The 16,756-nt window shown below is 70.5% G+C and carries 15 protein-coding genes; 4 read left to right on the forward strand and 11 right to left on the reverse strand.

The genetic code is table 11. From position 1 onward, the window contains the following. Positions 1-109: 109 nt before the first annotated feature. On the reverse strand, positions 110-2,962 hold the full coding sequence (gene topA / locus ACYVBN_RS08215; protein ID WP_460600082.1) for a type I DNA topoisomerase: 2,853 nt from the start codon (positions 2,960-2,962) through the stop codon (positions 110-112). Positions 2,963-3,154: 192 nt separating this feature from the next. Here topA and ACYVBN_RS08220 point away from each other — a divergent pair, with 192 nt between their 5' ends. Next, positions 3,155-3,946: a dioxygenase family protein gene (locus ACYVBN_RS08220; protein ID WP_460600083.1), complete on the forward strand. Its 792-nt coding sequence runs from the start codon at positions 3,155-3,157 to the stop codon at positions 3,944-3,946. A 45-nt stretch (positions 3,947-3,991) separates the two neighbouring features. On the opposite strand, the gene ACYVBN_RS08225 is transcribed toward ACYVBN_RS08220, so the two are convergent. From ACYVBN_RS08225 to ACYVBN_RS08235, 3 genes are all read right to left on the reverse strand, one after another. Next, the gene (locus ACYVBN_RS08225; RefSeq protein WP_460600084.1) at positions 3,992-4,930 is read right to left on the reverse strand and encodes an LLM class F420-dependent oxidoreductase; all 939 of its coding nucleotides are present in this window, start codon (positions 4,928-4,930) and stop codon (positions 3,992-3,994) included. A 10-nt stretch (positions 4,931-4,940) separates the two neighbouring features. Further along, positions 4,941-6,446: a class I SAM-dependent methyltransferase gene (locus ACYVBN_RS08230; protein ID WP_460600085.1), complete on the reverse strand. Its 1,506-nt coding sequence runs from the start codon at positions 6,444-6,446 to the stop codon at positions 4,941-4,943. A 142-nt stretch (positions 6,447-6,588) separates the two neighbouring features. Then, positions 6,589-6,954 carry an STAS domain-containing protein gene (locus ACYVBN_RS08235; protein WP_460600086.1) on the reverse strand — a complete coding sequence of 122 codons (366 nt, stop codon included), beginning with the start codon at positions 6,952-6,954 and terminating at the stop codon, positions 6,589-6,591. A gap of 108 nt (positions 6,955-7,062) precedes the next feature. On the opposite strand from ACYVBN_RS08235, the gene ACYVBN_RS08240 reads away from it, so the two are divergent. From ACYVBN_RS08240 to ACYVBN_RS08250, 3 genes are all read left to right on the forward strand, one after another. Continuing rightward, positions 7,063-9,447 carry a DEAD/DEAH box helicase gene (locus tag ACYVBN_RS08240; RefSeq protein WP_460600087.1) on the forward strand — a complete coding sequence of 795 codons (2,385 nt, stop codon included), beginning with the start codon at positions 7,063-7,065 and terminating at the stop codon, positions 9,445-9,447. Between the two features lie 67 nt (positions 9,448-9,514). Beyond that, complete coding sequence (locus ACYVBN_RS08245; RefSeq protein ID WP_440283289.1) at positions 9,515-10,312, forward strand: GNAT family N-acetyltransferase; 798 nt, start codon at positions 9,515-9,517, stop codon at positions 10,310-10,312. 189 nt (positions 10,313-10,501) lie between these two features. Beyond that, a complete protein-coding gene (locus ACYVBN_RS08250) occupies positions 10,502-11,956 on the forward strand; it encodes a hypothetical protein (protein WP_460600088.1) in 1,455 nt (484 codons plus the stop codon). On the opposite strand, the gene ACYVBN_RS08255 is transcribed toward ACYVBN_RS08250, so the two are convergent. The 7 genes from ACYVBN_RS08255 to ACYVBN_RS08285 all read right to left on the reverse strand — a co-directional run bounded on the left by ACYVBN_RS08255 (position 11,887) and on the right by ACYVBN_RS08285 (position 16,252). Further along, complete coding sequence (locus ACYVBN_RS08255) at positions 11,887-12,339, reverse strand: Rv3654c family TadE-like protein (protein ID WP_460600089.1); 453 nt, start codon at positions 12,337-12,339, stop codon at positions 11,887-11,889. The genes ACYVBN_RS08250 and ACYVBN_RS08255 overlap by 70 nt on opposite strands. Next, complete coding sequence (locus tag ACYVBN_RS08260) at positions 12,336-12,674, reverse strand: TadE family type IV pilus minor pilin (protein ID WP_440283251.1); 339 nt, start codon at positions 12,672-12,674, stop codon at positions 12,336-12,338. Before ACYVBN_RS08260 ends, ACYVBN_RS08255 begins: the two co-directional genes overlap by 4 nt. Positions 12,675-12,742: 68 nt before the next feature. Further along, entirely contained in the window at positions 12,743-12,964 is a 222-nt protein-coding gene (locus tag ACYVBN_RS08265; protein WP_440283250.1) for a DUF4244 domain-containing protein, read from the reverse strand. A gap of 105 nt (positions 12,965-13,069) precedes the next feature. Further along, positions 13,070-13,639 carry a type II secretion system F family protein gene (locus ACYVBN_RS08270; protein ID WP_460600090.1) on the reverse strand — a complete coding sequence of 190 codons (570 nt, stop codon included), beginning with the start codon at positions 13,637-13,639 and terminating at the stop codon, positions 13,070-13,072. After that, positions 13,636-14,334 carry a type II secretion system F family protein gene (locus tag ACYVBN_RS08275; RefSeq protein WP_460600091.1) on the reverse strand — a complete coding sequence of 233 codons (699 nt, stop codon included), beginning with the start codon at positions 14,332-14,334 and terminating at the stop codon, positions 13,636-13,638. Before ACYVBN_RS08275 ends, ACYVBN_RS08270 begins: the two co-directional genes overlap by 4 nt. Continuing rightward, positions 14,331-15,551, reverse strand: coding sequence for a CpaF family protein (locus tag ACYVBN_RS08280; RefSeq protein WP_460600092.1), 1,221 nt, complete (start codon positions 15,549-15,551; stop codon positions 14,331-14,333). Before ACYVBN_RS08280 ends, ACYVBN_RS08275 begins: the two co-directional genes overlap by 4 nt. Continuing rightward, positions 15,548-16,252 (reverse strand): CpaE-like family protein, encoded by a 705-nt coding sequence (locus ACYVBN_RS08285; protein WP_460600093.1) that lies wholly within the window; start codon positions 16,250-16,252, stop codon positions 15,548-15,550. The genes ACYVBN_RS08280 and ACYVBN_RS08285 overlap by 4 nt, the downstream gene beginning before the upstream one ends. Between the last annotated feature and the right edge of the window lie 504 nt (positions 16,253-16,756).

The following is a 16,756-nucleotide window of genomic DNA, read 5'->3' on the forward strand; positions in this document are numbered from 1 at the left end:
GTCCTACGTGAAATTCGAACCTGTGACGGTGACGGTCCCCTGTTGGTTCCGGGGCATCGTACAAGTTCTCGCAGAACACACGAATCGGACGACCGTATGGCGGTCGGAGTCAGTCCACGGACTTGCTCGCCGCCGCCTTCTTCGTCGTCGCTTTCTTGGCGGTCGTCTTCTTGGCGGTGGTCTTCTTCGCAGCCTTCTTGGTGGTCTTCTTGGCTGTCCGCTTGCGCGTCGTCGGGCCCTTGGCCCGCTTCTCGGCGAGCAGCTCGAAGCCGCGTTCGGGTGTGATCGACGCCGGGTCGTCGCCGCGGCGCAGCGTCGCGTTGGTCTCACCGTCCGTGACGTACGGACCGAAGCGACCGTCCTTGACCACCACCTGCTTCTCGGACACCGGGTCGTTGCCCAGTTCCTTCAACGGCGGCTGCGCCGCCCGGCCGCGCCGCTTGGGTTCGGCGTAGATGGCCAGCGCCTCTTCCAGGGTGATGTCGAAGAGTTGCTGCTCGTCGGCGAGCGACCGCGAGTCGGTGCCCTTCTTCAGGTAGGGACCGTAGCGGCCGTTCTGCGCGGTGATCTCGACCTGCGTGGCGTCCGCACCCTCGCCCTCGGTCACCGTGCCGACCACGCGCGGCAGGCTGAGCAGTTTCAGCGCCGTGTCCAGGTCGATGGTGGCCAGATCCATGTCCTTGAAGAGACTGGCAGTCCGCGGCTTCGGACCGGCCGCCTTCTTGGCACGCTTGGGCTTGGCGCCATCGGCGGGCGCCGCCGGCTCCGGCGGCGCCGGCAGCACCTCGGTCACATAGGGCCCGTACCGGCCCGCCTTGGCGACGATGTCGTGTCCGGTGGCCGGGTCCTGTCCCAGCACGCGCCCGTCGTCGTCGGCGGCGGCCAGCAGTTCGCGCGCCTTCTGCGGGGTCATCTCGTCCGGCGCGATGTCGTCGTTGATCGTCGCGCGACGCGATTTCGGCGCCTCCGCCGAATCCGTCATGACCTCACCGGTTTTCGCGTCAACGCCCTCGGGCACGACCTCCTCGACGTACGGACCGTAGCGGCCGACCCGGACCACGACGCCGTCGCCGATCTCGATGGTGGAGATGCCGCGCGCGTCGATCTCGGGCAGGTGCTCGACCATCTCCTGCAGGCCCTCGTTGCCGTCCGGGCCACTGGTGGGCAGGCCCGGTGTGCGGTCGTTGCCGTCGCCGAAGTAGAAGCGGGTCAGCCAGTCCACCCGGCCGACGTCGCCGGCGGCGATGCGGTCCAGCCCCTCCTCCATCGAGGCGGTGAAGTCGTAGTCGACCAGCGACGGGAAGTGCACCTCGAGCAGCCGGATCACCGCGAAGGCGGTCCAGGTGGGGATCAGCGCGGTGCCGCGCTTGCCGACGTAACCGCGGTCCTGGATCGTGCCGACGATCGAGGCGTATGTCGACGGGCGACCGATGCCCATCTCCTCCATCGCCTTGACCAGGGTGGCCTCGGTGTAACGCGGCGGCGGACTGGTCTGGTGCCCCTCCGCTTCGGCTCGCAGCACGTCCAGCGCCACACCCTCGGCCAGCTTGGGCAACCGGGTGCCCGTGTCGTCGCCGGTCGCGTTGCGCTCAACGTCGCGCCCTTCTTCGTATGCCGCCAGGAAGCCGCGGAAGGTGATCACCGTGCCGGACGCCGTGAACTCCGACTGCTTGGCGACACCGGAATCATCAATCGGCACAGTGAGTTTCACCGTGGCGGTGCTACCGCGCGCGTCGGCCATCTGCGAAGCGACGGTGCGCTTCCAGATCAGCTCGTAGAGCGCGAACTCCTCGCCGCGCAGCTCACCGGCGACCTGCGCCGGGGTGCGGAAGGTGTCGCCCGCGGGGCGGATGGCCTCGTGCGCCTCCTGGGCGTTCTTGACCTTGCCCTGGTAGCGGCGGGGCTGGTCGGGCACGTAGTCGGCGCCGTACAGATCGCGGGCCTGCGAGCGCGCGGCGCGGATTGCCGACTCCGACAACGTGATCGAGTCGGTGCGCATGTAGGTGATGTAGCCGTTCTCGTAGAGCCGCTGGGCGACGCTCATGGCCGCCTTGCTGCTCATCCGTAGTTTGCGGCCGGCTTCCTGCTGCAGCGTGCTGGTCGTGAAGGGCGCACTCGGACGGCGGGTGTAGGGCTTCTCCTGCACCGAGCTGACCGCAGCGACACCCGCGGCGACCGACTCGGCAACCGAGTTGGCCTGCTTGGCGTCCAGGTGGAACACCTTGTCGCTCTTGAGATTTCCCCGGTCATCGAAGTCGCGGCCGGTGGCGACGCGGGCGCCGTCCAGGGCGGTCAGCTTGGCGGTGAACGCCTGCGCGGAGCTGCCGGAGGGCGCGAACTCACCCTCGACGTCCCAGTAGGAGGCCGAGCGGAACGCCATACGCTCGCGCTCCCGCTCGACGACCATGCGCGTGGTGACCGACTGCACGCGACCGGCGGACAGCCCCCGGCGGATCTTGCGCCACAGGACCGGACTGACCTCGTAGCCGTAGAGCCGGTCCAGGACGCGGCGGGTCTCCTGCGCGTCGACCAGGTTGTCGTCCAGGTCACGGGTCGTGTTGGCGGCGTGCTGGATCGCATCACGGGTGATCTCGTGGAACACCATCCGCTTGACCGGCACCTTGGGCTTGAGCACCTCCAGCAGGTGCCACGCGATGGCCTCGCCCTCACGGTCCTCATCGGTGGCGAGGTAGAGCTCGTCGCTGTCCTTGAGCAGCCGCTTGAGCTCGGCGACCTTCTTCTTCTTGGCCGCCGCCACGACGTAGTAGGGGTCGAACCCCTCGTCCACGTTGACCGCGAACTTGCCGTAGGGGCCTTTCTTCATCTCCGCGGGCAGCTCCGACGGGTTGGGCAGGTCACGGATGTGCCCCACGCTCGCGTCGACGACGTACTCGTCCCCCAGATAACCGCCGATCTTCTTCGCCTTCGCGGGCGACTCGACGATGACAAGCTTGCGCGCCACTCTCGTTCTTCTCGCTTCCTGTCCGACGTGCAGTGGATTCGTCACTGCTTCGACGTGCGAACGGGGCTGAGTCTAAGCACGCCGGGCGAGAGACCCCTACCGCGGTGGCTGCGACGGCACGTCGACGAGGTCCGTCCACCCTGCCCGGGGAATTAGTTGAATGTTTAATTTGTTGTTGTCATCATGGACCGTATGACCGCCGATCGCCAGCCCGTTCTCTTCCTCAGCCACGGCGCGCCGCCCCTGGCCGACGACGCCCGCTGGACCGCCGAGCTCGGCGCCTGGGGCAAGGACCTGCCCCGGCCGGAGCGGATCCTGGTGGTTTCCGCGCACTGGGAGTCCGCGCCCATCGCGGTCAGCTCGACGACCGGCGCTCCCCTCGTGTACGACTTCTGGGGGTTCCCGCAGAAGTACTACGACGCCAGGTACGACGCGCCCACGGCACCCGGGCTGGCCGACGACGTCGCCAAGCTGATCGCGACGCCCGGCCAGTCGCTGGTGCGGGACGAGGGCCGCGGCCTGGACCATGGTGCCTACGTGCCGCTGGCCGAGCTGTTCCCGGCGGCCGACGTGCCGGTGCTGCAGTTGTCGATGCCGACACTGGACCCGCAGCAGCTGTACGCCCTGGGTCGCAAACTCGCACCGCTGCGCGACGACGGCACGTTGATCGTCGGGTCGGGCTTCACCACGCACAACCTGAGCTGCATGCAGCCGAGCGCCGACGCGGCGCCCACGTCGTTCATGACCGAGTTCGACCACTGGGCCGCCGAGACGATGGCGGCCGGCGACCTGGACGCGCTGCTGGACTTCGGCCACACCGCACCCGCTGCACAGCTGGCGCACCCGCGCACCGAGCACTGGGCGCCGCTGTATGTCGCCCTCGGTGCCGCCTCCGCCGACGGCTCCGGCTCCCACACCGTCATCGACGGGTTCTGGCACGGTCTGTCCAAGCGCTCGTGGCAGTTGGACATCCCCGCCGCGTGACCGCTGTCGCTGGTCGAGTGAGCGAGGAACGAGCCCCACACTCGATCAGTGCATGTGGGGCATGACCTCGGCGGCGATCAGATCGAGGTGCTCCAGGTCGTTCAGGTCGAGCACCTGCAGGTAGACCCGCGTGACACCCGCGTCGGCGAGCGCGCCCAGCCGGTCGATCGCCTCCGAGGGCGTGCCGGCAACGCCGTTCTGCCTGAGCTCGGCGACCTCCCGGCCGATCGCCGCAGCGCGCCGTTGCAACTCGGCCTCGCTGCCGCCGACACAGACGACCTGAGCCGCCGAGTAGGTCATGGACTCGGCCGGTCGCCCCGCCGCGTCGACCGCTGCTCGGACGCGGCGCAACTGCGCCCGGCTGTCCTCGACCGACGAGAAGGCGATGTTGAACTCGTCGGCGTAGCGCGCCGCGAGCGCAGGGGTGCGCTTCGTGCCGTGGCCGCCGATCACCACCGGTATCCCGCCGCGGAAACCGTGGTGCTGCACCGGTTTCGGCAGCGCCGGACTGTCCGTGAGCTGGTAGTGGCCGCCGTCATACGAGAACTCGCCGGTCGCCGACCACAGGCCGGTGATGATCTCGAGCTGCTCCTCCAAGCGGTCGAAGCGTTCTCCGGTGCCCGGGAACGGGATGCCGTATGCCGCGTGCTCACGCTCGAACCATCCTGCACCCAGGCCGAGTTCGACCCTGCCGCCGGACATCGCATCGACGTTCGCGACCTCGATGGCCAACACACCGGGATGCCGGAAGGTCGCGCTCGTCACCAGCGTCCCGAGTCGAATGGTGGCGGTCTCGCGGGCGATGCCGGCCAGGGTGATCCACGCGTCGCTCGGCCCGGGCAGCCCTGTGCCGTCCCCCATCGCCAGGTAGTGGTCGGACCGGAAGAAGGCGTCGAAACCCAGACTCTCGGCACGCCTCGCGACAGCCACCAGGTCCTCGTACGACGCGCCCTGCTGCGGTTCGGTGAAGATGCGCAGTTGCATGACCCCGAGCCTACGAGCCGGCCACCAGCAGACCGTCGGCGACCATTTCCCGGATGGCGGGCAGCGCATCGCGCACTACTTCCGCGGCCGGCACCTGCAGCAACGAGGCGATCGCGTCGAGTGCCTGGCCGGTCGACAGCTCACCGTCGCAGACCGAGACGAACGCCGCGACCGCGGTGTCGACCCGGAAGGCCCGACGCAGGCCGCCGCCCTGCCGGATCACGATCACCGACGGATCGTCGGCGCCGGGGCGGCCGTGTCGTTCCTCGGTCACGTCGGCGGCCACCGTCAGATGGGCATCCAGCACGCCCTGATCGCCCGCCTCCGCCAGCCAGGTCCGTGCCCGCAGACCCGCGTCGATCGCCGGACCCATCGGCGACTGCACCGGCCCGGTGACCTCGACGAGATCCAGCCACGGCCGACGCCGGGTCTCCGGCAGCTGCACCGTGATCACGCCGAAGCCGATCTCGCCGACGCCGCGCGACTCGAAGTCACGCAGCCAGGCGGCATACATCTGCTCGAAACCGCTCGCGCCCGAACGCAGTCCGCCGTCACCGGACCAGAGTTCGGCGTACTCGGCGGGGTCCTGCGTGTCACGTTGCACGACCCAGGCGTCCAGCCCGGTGCGGTCGAACCATGCGGCGACGACGTCCTTCCAGTCCTTGCCCTCCGGTACCTCCCAGTTGGCCAGCAGTTGGGCGACACCGCCGGGATTGAGCTGCCGCGGCAGCTCGCGGATGAGGGACCGCACGATGCCGTCACCGACCCGTCCGCCGTCGCGGTATTCGTAGGTCGGCACCCCGTCGGCCCGTGGCGTGATGACGAAGGGCGGATTGCTGACGATCAGATCGAATCGTTCTGCCGCAACGGGTTTGAAGAGGTCTCCACGGCGCAGGTTCCACTCGCAGCCGTTGAGCGCCGCGTTCCAGGCAGCGATCTGCAATGCGCGCTCGGACGTGTCGGTCGCCACGATCCGGTCGGCGTGCGCGGACAGGTGCAGCGCCTGCACACCGCAACCGGTGCCGAGGTCGAGCGCCCGGGCCGCAGGCCGCCGCGGCGTCCAGGAGGCGAGTGTCGTCGAGGCGCCGCCGATGCCCAGCACATGATCGACCGGCAGCGGTTCACCGGTCATCACCTCGGACAGGTCGGACGCGACCCACCACTGGTGGTCGTCGTCGCCGTAGGGGCGCAGGTCGTATGCCGCGCGCACCCGCGAGCCGTCCACGGTGACCAGACCGGCCGCGCGCAGCCGCGCGGTGTCCCAGCCGGGCAGTGCACGGTCGAGGTGGCGCACGCCGACGGGCAGGCCCAGCGCGAACAACCGGACGAGGACGGCCACCGGTGAGCCGTCGTCGCGGGTGGCCAGATCGGCGGGCAGCCGCTGTTCTCGATGCAGAGCGCTGCCGGCCATCGGCCCCAGACAGTCGGCGACTCCGTCGAGGGTGAACCGAGCGGCGATCAGGGCGCGCCGCAGCGCGGCGGGGTCGTCGGCCAGCGGTGGCGCGGTGTTCGGCATACGGGCAATCCTCGCGCACCGCTCTGCCCGTCCACTGCACCGACAGGACACCAAACGCACCCAACGGACAGGAAAGCCGGCTTCGAAACGCCCCATTTTCCCTGTCCACTGGACATCGATCGTGTCCGCTCGACGAAGAGGGTCAGTCGGTCCGTTCCGAATCGGCCGTGTCCGCGGCCACCGCGGCAGAGACCGTGGGATGGATGTGGAAGACCCGGTCGAGGCCGGTGATCCGGAAGTTCCGCAACAGTCGCTCGGACGGTATGACGAGCGCGAGTTCGCCGCCGCCCAGGCGCTGCTGCTTCAGCCGGGCGACCAGCACCCCGAGGCCGGTGGAGTCCAGGAACGGCACGTCGGTCAGATCGACCAGCACCTTCTCGGCGGGATCGGTGATGAGCCGCGCCAGAGCGTCCCGCAGGCGCGCGGCGGCCGAGACGTCCACGTCACCGGCCAGCCGAATGACGGTGAAGTCGCCCTCGTCGCTGCCGCTGATGTCCAGGTCGGTCACGAAGTTGCCTTTCCGGGTCGAAGTGCCGCTTGCCGACGGCCAGTCTTTCATCGGATCCGTCAGCCGGTCGCGCGGATGTCGGGGATCGGACCTACCGTTGACGGTGGAATGACCGATATCGCTGCCACGACCGCTCCGCCGCATGGCTTGGAGGCGCCGCCCGCTGCCCCGCCGCGGCACGGCGATTTCGACGCCGAGGCGGCTCTGGCCGCGTTGGCCGGGGTCGGCACCGGCCGCTTGCTGCACACCCGCCGGCTGCCGGGCCGCGACGCGGTCGACGCCGGCTGGCCCGATTGGGTCAACCCGCAGGTGGCCGCGGCGGTGCACGGCACCGGGATCGACGGGCTCTGGTCGCACCAGCGCCGGGCGGCCGACCTCGCCCGGTCGGGCGAGCACGTGGTGCTGTCGACCGGCACCGCCTCGGGCAAGAGCCTGGGCTACCTGCTGCCGATGCTCTCGGCGGTGGCCGACGGCTCCGGAGCACCGACCGGTCGCGGCGCGACAGCCATCTATCTCGCTCCGACCAAAGCCCTTGCGGCCGACCAGGAGTCACGCATCCGCAGCTTCGCCATACCCGGTGTGCGGGCCGCGACGCTCGACGGTGACACCCCCCTGGACGAGCGCCGGTGGATCCGCGAGCACGCGTCGCTGCTGTTGACCAACCCCGACCTGCTGCACCACACCCTGCTGCCCGGCCACGAGCGCTGGGCGTCGTTCTTCCGTGCGTTGCAGTATGTCGTTGTCGACGAATGTCATGTCTACCGAGGCGTTTTCGGCTCACACGTGGCCGGTGTGCTCCGCCGCCTGCGCCGAATCGCCGCGCGGTACCACGCCGCGCCGACCTTCGTCCTGGCCTCCGCGACCGTGGCGACGCCGGGCCTGCATGCCGGCGAACTCACCGGACTCCCGGTGCACGAGATCACCGAGGACGGGTCACCGCGGGCGCCGATGGTCGTGGGCCTGTGGCAACCGGGGAGCAAGCCGGGTGCCGGACCGGACACGGCGCAGCGCAGTGCCGTGGCGGAGTCCGCGGACCTGATGGGAGCGCTCATCGACCGCGGTGTGCAGACGCTGACCTTCGCGCGGTCCCGGGTGGGCGTCGAAGTGGTCGCGGAGATGGTGCGCAACTCCGCCGATCGAGTAGGGCGAGCAACGAGCCCGTATCGAGATCAACGCACCGTCGCGGCATACCGCGGCGGCTATCTGCCCGAGGAGCGCCGGGCGCTGGAGGACGACCTGCGCACCGGTCGGCTCCGCGGTCTGGCGGCGACCTCCGCACTCGAGCTCGGCATCGACGTCAGCGGGCTGGACGCGGTGGTGCTCGCCGGTTGGCCCGGCACGCTCGCCTCCCTCTGGCAGCGCGCCGGCCGGGCCGGCCGCAGCGGCCGGACGTCGCTGGTCGTGCTGGTCGCCGAGGACGACCCGTTGGACGCCTTCCTGGTGCAGCATCCGGAGGCGATCTTCGACCGCTCCGTCGAGGCGACCACGCTCGACCCGTCGAACCCGTTCGTGCTGGCGCCGCACGTCGCGGCGGCGGCGCACGAGTTGCCGGTCACCGAGGCCGACGCCGAGCTCTTCGGTCCGTCGTTGCCCGGAGTGTTGCAGTCGCTGGTCACCGGCGGCATCCTGCGCCGGCGGCCGCGTGGCTGGTTCTGGGCGAGGGAGGACCGGCCCGCGGACCACTTCTCGCTGCGCGGCGGCGGGGACGACGACGTGCGGATCGTCGAGACCCGGACTGCGCGAGTGCTCGGCACCGTCGATGCGGCACGCGCGCATGCCGCGGTGCACACCGGCGCGGTCTACCTGCACCAGGGCACCCCACATGTGGTGACCGAGCTCGACCTGGCGGCCACCACCGCGCACGTCGTCGTGGGCGACCCGGGCTGGTCGACCTTCGCCCAGTCCGTGTCCGCGTTCGACATACAACAGGTCGAGCGTGAAAGCCGTTGGGGCAGCGTGAGTTTGTACTTCGGGACGATCCGGGTGCGCACCCAGGTCACATCGTTCCAGCGGGTGCTGCCGACGGGAGAGGTGATCGGTCAGCATCCGCTGGACCTCCCCGAACGCGAGCTGGTGACCCGCGGTGTCTGGTGGACCATCGACGAGGACGACCTGCTCGCCGTGGGGCTGACCGCGGATGAGCTGCCGGGCGCGTTGCACGCCGCCGAGCACGCCTCGATCGCGATGCTGCCGCTGGTCGCCCAGTCCGACCGGTGGGACGTCGGCGGTGTGTCGACCGCGCTGCACCCGGACACCGGGTTGCCGACGGTGGTCGTCTATGACGGTTATTCCGGCGGCGCCGGTTTCGCCGAGCGTGCGTATGCCGAGGCAGCCACCTGGCTGATGGCCACTCGCGCGGCGATCGAGGCGTGTGCCTGCCAGGACGGCTGCCCGGCCTGTGTGCAGTCGCCCAAGTGCGGCAACGGCAACAACCCGCTCGACAAGGCCGGTGCGATCGTCGTGCTCGACCGAGTGTTGCGGGACCGTCGCTGAGATCAGCCGACGGCCCGCGGTAATTCGGTTGCCGACCGGCGTCCGCACCGGCAGGGTCTCGCCTGTGATGGACGATGCGGGCCTGCTCGCGGCATACGACGACCAACTGCGCACCGAGGCCGAGATGCGGTCGATGGCCGAGGTGGCACGACACGGTCCGCTGCTGTGGGGCAAGTTCCACAGCGGCCGGGGGTTCGTCAGCTACCGCACGCTGGGTACGCCGACCGACGCGGAGCTCGAACGGCTCATCGCGGACACCGTCGCGCACTACGCCGCCGACCCGGAGGTGACCGAGTTCGAGTGGAAATCGCGTGGCCACGACCGGGTGCCCGCCCTGCCGGCGTTGTTGCAGAAGCATGGTCTGGTCGCCGACGAGGTCGAGTCGGTGATGATCGGCGAGGCCACCTCGATCGCGGCTGATGTGCCTGTGCCGGCAGGCGTTTCCTTGCGCTCCATCACCTCGCGCGATGATGTCACGGCGATGGTCACGATGCAGGCGTCCGTCTTCGAGGACGACCCGGAGACCATCACCGAGCGGGTGGACTCCACACTGCGCAAACTGCACGAGGCCGATGCCGACGGCGTCGAACTCTGGGTCGCCGAGGTCGACGGGGACGTGGTCAGCGCCGGACGGATCGAACCGGTGCCCGGCACGGATTTCGCGGGCATCTGGGGTGGCGCGACGCTGCCGCAGTGGCGTGGTCGCGGCATCTACCGGGCGCTCACCGCCAAGCGTGCCCAAGCGGCCCTGCGGGTCGGGAAGAGCCTGATCAACTCCGACTCCACCGAGTTCTCCCGGCCCATCCTGGAGCGTTACGGTTTCCGTCGGGTCACCACGACGACGCCATACATCTGGCAGCGCTGAGGCGGGTGGCCGGCCGCTCAATCCGTCGCGGCACGGCGCCGTATTGCGCGAACCTGTGGATTTTGCAAGATCTCCGCGCCCGAGGGCCCGGCGATGCACAATGCGCGCATGGTGTGGGAGGTCACGAGGAGGCGGGGGCATGTGGGCCTGGGACCCAAGGTCTCGGGACCATGGCAGACCTTCGAGGACATGAACGCGGTGACGGGGTGGCTGTTGTGGTCGCACCGGATGACGTCGCAGTTCGGCGGTATGACGGGCAAGACGTTCGCCGCTGCGGCACGGGAACAGGGTGTGCCGCTCTCGGAGACCGAGGTGTCGCGTGCGGAGAACGGCGAGACCGATGTCGCGGTGACCGCGATCGGCAAGTACGAACGCATGCTCGGTATGTCACCGGGCACGCTCAGCGCGCCACTGCGCTCCGCTGCCCGGCTCGCGCTGTCGTCACCGGGCGGCCGTCGACTCAGCCTGCTGCGGTCGGTGCCCCCGTCCACCGACGCGCGACGCGGAGTCGTCAATGCCTTCTATCAGCGGTATGTCGACGGCGATCAGTTCAGCGGCGCCGACTGGCTGATGCTCGTCGACGCCATCACCGGTGACGAGCAGTCACTGCTGCCGGATGCGCTGGCGGCACAGTGGATCCGCATGTTGCTCGACGAGTGCATGCGCTCGGTCAATCCGGCCTATTTCAGCCGGGCCGAGGCCTTGTCGACGGTGGCGGCGCACCCGCGGTACGGCGCCTTCCTGCTGGAGGCGACGCGCGAGCTGACTGCGGTGCCGGGCGTCTCCGGTGCGCCGGATGCGTGGAGCTTCCTCGGCGACATCCGCAGCGCGGAGGTGATCGACTCGCTGATCGCCGAACTGCCGTCCGTGCCCGATCACCGGTTGATGTATTACTCGATCGCCCTGTCGATGCCGGCCTGTGCCAATGTCCTGAACGCCCGGCAGACGCGCGCGATCGCCGCCGAACTGGAGCGCCGGCTGGAGCACTGGTCGCTCGGATCCTACGAACCGATCGCGACGTTGGCCGCCGAACTGCCGCGCACGATCGGTGCGCCGATCCTGCAGCGCATCGACAACGTGCATCCGTTGTCCCGGCTGACCGGCCGTCGCTCGAACCGTGACGTCACGGCGGAGGTTGCGAGCTACACCAAGGCGGCGATGGACAGCACCTGGCCGGGCCATCCCCATGGGAGCGTGCTGCCGGAGCTGCTGCGAATCCTGCTCAGCAGCGAGCAGTCGGGGATCCGGTATCACGCCGCGACACTGATCCACTGCAGCCCGTTCGCGGCTGCTGTCTGCGACGTGGCCGCGGACCTGTCGACCAGCAGCCCGGATGCACTGACCCGTCAACTGGCGACCTACCTGGTCTCCCGGCTGGCGACTCCGGACAACGACGAGCGACTGCGACTGCTCCTGAAGAACAGCGACCGTCGGAGTCTGCTGGTCAACACGCTGACCGCGATGACGCACGCCGGGGTGATCACCGAGCAGGACGACCTGCGGAAGTACATGAAGGACAAGGACCTTCGTTACTCGGCCATTTACGCGGCGGGCATCACCCACCACCCGGACCTCTACAGCACCGACGCCGACAGCGACTGGGCGACCTGGTGGCGCGGCAAGCGCGGCGGGATCTGGGAGTAGGCCCGGTCGGCCGGTGGCTCCGGCTGGGGGTCCGGACCAGCCCGTGCGCGTGCACGTGCCGGACCCAGCCCTGGCCACCGCGCGCGAACCGCAACGCTCACGGTGATGTCGTCTCCGGCGATCGAGCACTCCGCCAACGAGCCACCGTTGCGGGCAGCCACCACGCGGGCGGTCTCACACGGCGTGCCTGCAGCACCGCCGACCAGCACCCGGGCACCGGCCAAGGCCGCCAGGTCGGCCGCCGCCCGTGCCCGGTGGCTCGCCTGCACCGCCGACAGCAACGCCAGCGCGCCGCACAGACACAGCAGGACGACGCCGATCCCCATGACGACCAGCACGGTGGCCGAACCCCGGTCGCGGCCGGGGCCTTCGCCGACGCTCATCGCTGCGGGTCGGCGGTCTCGACGGGCGTCGCCGCCGTCGCCCGCAGCGGCTCGCCGCCCACCAGCCAGCCGAACGGGCCCGGAACCGGTGCGGTCACCCTGACGGTGATCTCGCCGCCGGCCCCGGTCACCTTCACGATGCTGCCGGACGGCCCCGCGCGTGCGCCGGCCTGTTGGACGGCGGCCGGACTGTCGCCCCGCGCGGCTGCCCGTGCCGCGGCGCGGGCAGCATCCACGCATCGGACCTGGTTGATGCCGATCATCACGGCGTTGACGGCGATGAGCAGCACGAAGATGAGCGCCGGAAGGGTGGCCGCGAGTTCGGCGGTGACCATGCCGCCTTCGCAACGGCGGGCGGCCCGTGCCCCACCATGCCGCCTACATCGCGGCCACCGGTCCGGCATCAGGACGCGACGCTCAGCGCTGACTGGATGATGCCGGTCAGGGCTGTCTTGACCGCACCGGACTTCACCACCGCCATCAACACGACGGCGAACGCCACCGCTGCCAGCGTGCCGACGGCGTATTCGGCGGTCGTCATGCCGGCCTCGCGACGGCCGGTGCCGGCCAACTGCAGCCAGCGCGCTTGTAGCCGCGCTCCGAGCCGGAGTGTGCTTCGTGACATGTGATCTCTCCTCCTGTTGATGGATTGCTCTTCGCGAGAGCATTTCCGCGCGCCGGGAGTGGCGCGGGTCTCAGGTCGCGGGCGCGGGTCTCGCGGACGAATCACTCATGCGGTGCCCGCCAGCAGGTCTCCGGCGAGGGCCGCGATGACCGGCACCACCGTGAGGAGGGCGAATGCGGGAAGGAAGCAGAGCCCGAGCGGTATGACGACCAGCACGGACAGTCGGCCGGTGGCTTCCTCGATGCGCCGCTGCTCGGAGCGACGCATGTCGGCAGCTGCTCGCTTCAGCAGACCGGCCGGTGGCACGCCTGCTGTCCCTGCCAACGCCACCGCCTGGCCCGCGGGCCGCCAGATCTTCGGCAAACCGTCCCAGGCACGCGATTCGGCGACTCCCCAGCGCAAGGCGGCGACCACCTGCCGCAGCTGCCCAGCCACCACCGGGCCACTGTGGCCGGCCACCACCTCGACGGCGGTAACCAGCGGAACGCCGCTGCCGAGGGCGAGCGCCAGCAGGTCGAGCGCGCCGGCGACGCTCAGCACGTCCTCCGGTGACGTGGCGCCGCGCGCTGGTGCAGGGCGGAGCACCGCACCAGCGGGCGGCGCGGGACCGGCGAGAGCCCGGCCCGGCCACACCACCGGGAGGGCGGCCACGAGCAGCACGGCCAGCAAGGTCACGACACCACCGCCGGAGCTGTGGCGCGGCGGATCATCCGCCGGGTCAGTCGCCGGCCGGCCAGCACGAAGCCGCCACCCAGGGCGAGCACGGTGAGGCCCAGCGGGCCGGCATACAGTCGCCAGGGTGGGACGCCGATGACCATGGCGATCCCGACACCCAGCACCGGCAACACCGTGAGCAGTTGCATGGTCGCTCGGGGTCCGGCCGTGGCGGCCGCAATGCGGCGGCGGAGGTCGAGTTGCTCGCGCATCATCGCGGTCGCCGCATCGAGCGCGTCGCCGATCGCACAACCCAATTGCTCGGAGAGCGCCCAGGCACGGGCCACCTCACTGAGCGCCGCCACGTGGTGCCGAGCGGACAGCCCGGACCACAGCGGGGCCAGCTCGACGCCCGCGCTCGCCTGTCGGGCGAGCTGGTGCAGGTCGGCCCGCAACGCATCGTCGGAGACGGACGACGCCGTGAGCAGCGCCGAGGTCGCCACGGCGGTGGCCGGGGTCACTCCGGCCGCTACCGCGGGCGCGATGCCTTCGACCATTGTGGTGAGCGCGTCGAGGTCGGCGTTGTGGGCCATCCGTCGGGGCCACCATCGGCGTCCGGGGATCGGCCGCAACCGCCGTGGTGGCGCACCGCGCGCCCTGCCTCGTGGCCAGCACAGTATGGCGCCGACGACGCACATCGCAGCCAGGACGGTCATCGCGGTCCGCCTCCTCGCAGGTCCGTCGCAGGGGCGGCAGGCCCCGGAGTGCGGCGGTCGGCAGGTGCCGCGCGGGTCGACGCGTGTCGGTCGAGCACGGCCAGCAATTGCGGCCAACCATCCGCAGGCCGCAGTCGTCCCGCGAGGCGGTGCATCGCCGGCACCACCCGCAATCGATCGCCGGCCCAGTCGATGACGCCGATCTCGGCGACCACCCGGGCAGCGTCCTCCCGGCGCACGTGGATGACGATCTGGACCGCCGAGGCGAGTTGCGAACGCACCGCACCGCCGGACATCGCGGCAAGCGCACCCAACGCCTCGAAACGGGCCAGCACATCACTGCTGGTGTTGGCGTGCACCGTGCCGCAGCCACCTTCGTGTCCCGTGTTGAGGGCGCTGAGCAGCTCGCGGACCTCGGCACCGCGCACCTCGCCCACGACGAGCCGGTCCGGCCGCATGCGCAGCGACTGACGCACCAGCGTCGAGAGGGTGATTTCGCCCTTGCCCTCGACATTGGGTGCACGACTCTCCAACCGCACGACGTGCGGATGGTCGATCTGCAACTCCCGCACGTCCTCGACCACGACGATGCGCTCGAGGCAATCCACTTCCGCGAGCATCGAGGCGAGCAGTGTCGTCTTGCCGGATCCGGTGCCGCCGCTGATGACGAAGGCCGCACGCGTCTGGATGATCCGGCGCAGCACCGCCAGGCCCTCCGGGCAGCAGGTGCCGGACTCGGCCAACCGCGCGAGCGCGGGGGGCTCGCGCCGTGGGACCCGCAGACTGATGTGCGCCGCGCCCTCGACCAGCGGCGGCAACAGCGCGTGCAGGCGGACGCCGCCAGGCAGCAATCCGTCGACATAGGGTGACGTCTCGTCCAGCCGGCGCCCGGCACGGGTCGCCAGTCGGACCGCGAGCCGCCGGACGGCTGCCGCGTCGCCGATCTCGACGAGTGCGCGTTCCAGACCGGCACCCCGGTCTATCCAGACGCCGGCGACACCGTTGACGAGCACGTCGGTCACATCCGCGACGGTCAGCAGCGGCTCCAACGGACCCGCGCCGAAGACGTCGGCGTGCAACCGGCCCGCGAGGTTGCGCACGCTGCGCTCGCCGAGCACCGCCGCATCGAGCCCGGCAAGCTGCTCGACGCTCTCGTCGGTCGGCGATCGGCCGTCCCGGATCTGCGCCCACAAGGCGTCGCCGACCGCCTCACTCATGCTGCGGCCTCGTCCGGCAGCAGCAGGTCCCGCAGCAGCGTGTCGCACTCGCCGACGTATGCCGACCGCGCCCGTGCCCCGGCCGGCACGCCGCGCTCCGCGTCGAGGGCGAGCCGCCGGTCGGTCGGCAGGAGTGCGGCCAGGTGCAGGCCCAGTGCTGCAGCCGCCTCACCGGCAGCGGCGCGGTTGCCGCCGCGAACCACCAGTCGCGGCACTCTTTCGATGCGTTGCGCCGTCGCGCCGGCTGCGGCCAACCCACTCGCCGTGCCGCGGGCAACGAGGAGCACGTCGTCGTAGTCGGCCAACGCGGCCGGCGACAGGTCGTGCCGACCGACGTCGACCAGCACGAGTTCGTGCACCTGTTGTATGCCGCCCAGCGTGCGCTCGAGCAGTTCGGCGTCGACCGTGCACCATTGACGGCCGAAGGAGACGACGGCCGGACCGTCGTCGCAGGCGGGCAGGCGCTCCACGAGCCGTGCACCGTCCAGCGGACCGTCCGAGCCGAGCAGATCCTCCCACCGGATGCCCGGCTCGGTCTCGATGCCGAAGGCGATGTCGAGCCCGCCCCCGCACGGGTCGGCGTCGATCGCCGCCACTCGCCGCGCCGCGGCGTGGGCGCGACACGCGAGCGCCACCACCAGCGTGGTCGCGCCTGCACCGGTGCCGGCACCCAGCACCGCAATCGTCCGTACGTCGTTCATGCAGCCGATCGTGGGCCGACCGGAACCCGGGGCGCAGCGGTGACGTCGCTACTTGTGGATGCCGGCCGACCCCCCGACGGGGTGTGGACGAGGGGACCGGAAAGGGGTCGGCCGGCATCCTGCACAACACGCCACGCGTCCTGGCGACATACATGCGAAGACCCCCGCCGGGGGGGGTGGCGGGGGTCTTCATCGGCAACGAGTCCCCGGGGGGGGTAGGAACTCGCAGCGGCGCTTCGACCTCTGGGGGAGCGCTTCGCCATCAAGTCTGGACGGCCGGCCGACGCAGCACAATGGCCCGCCGAAATCCCATAACAAGTCCTTACGTTCCGCAGAACTCCAGCGGTTCGGTAAGGACGGGAGAACTCACAGCCGCGCGGGCGCCCGTGCACACAACCGGCAACGGTCGCCAGTTCGAGCACCGTCGTGAGCCGCCCGGTGTACACAACCAGCAACGGTCGCCGGTTGTGCCGCCAGGTGGACCGCCGCAAGCCGTCACCGACG

The organism is Flexivirga lutea, assembly GCF_054778955.1.

Excerpts from the sequence above, each read along its gene's own strand:
- ACYVBN_RS08220 (WP_460600083.1), top strand. The coding sequence starts at position 3,155 with ATGACCGCCGATCGCCAGCCCGTTCTCTTCCTCAGCCACGGCGCGCCG.
- ACYVBN_RS08225 (WP_460600084.1), bottom strand. The coding sequence starts at position 4,930 with ATGCAACTGCGCATCTTCACCGAACCGCAGCAGGGCGCGTCGTACGAG.
- ACYVBN_RS08230 (WP_460600085.1), bottom strand. The coding sequence starts at position 6,446 with ATGCCGAACACCGCGCCACCGCTGGCCGACGACCCCGCCGCGCTGCGG.
- ACYVBN_RS08240 (WP_460600087.1), top strand. The coding sequence starts at position 7,063 with ATGACCGATATCGCTGCCACGACCGCTCCGCCGCATGGCTTGGAGGCG.
- ACYVBN_RS08245 (WP_440283289.1), top strand. The coding sequence starts at position 9,515 with ATGGACGATGCGGGCCTGCTCGCGGCATACGACGACCAACTGCGCACC.
- ACYVBN_RS08250 (WP_460600088.1), top strand. The coding sequence starts at position 10,502 with ATGAACGCGGTGACGGGGTGGCTGTTGTGGTCGCACCGGATGACGTCG.
- ACYVBN_RS08255 (WP_460600089.1), bottom strand. The coding sequence starts at position 12,339 with ATGAGCGTCGGCGAAGGCCCCGGCCGCGACCGGGGTTCGGCCACCGTG.
- ACYVBN_RS08260 (WP_440283251.1), bottom strand. The coding sequence starts at position 12,674 with ATGGTCACCGCCGAACTCGCGGCCACCCTTCCGGCGCTCATCTTCGTG.
- ACYVBN_RS08265 (WP_440283250.1), bottom strand. The coding sequence starts at position 12,964 with ATGTCACGAAGCACACTCCGGCTCGGAGCGCGGCTACAAGCGCGCTGG.
- ACYVBN_RS08275 (WP_460600091.1), bottom strand. The coding sequence starts at position 14,334 with ATGACCGTCCTGGCTGCGATGTGCGTCGTCGGCGCCATACTGTGCTGG.
- ACYVBN_RS08280 (WP_460600092.1), bottom strand. The coding sequence starts at position 15,551 with ATGAGTGAGGCGGTCGGCGACGCCTTGTGGGCGCAGATCCGGGACGGC.
- ACYVBN_RS08285 (WP_460600093.1), bottom strand. The coding sequence starts at position 16,252 with ATGAACGACGTACGGACGATTGCGGTGCTGGGTGCCGGCACCGGTGCA.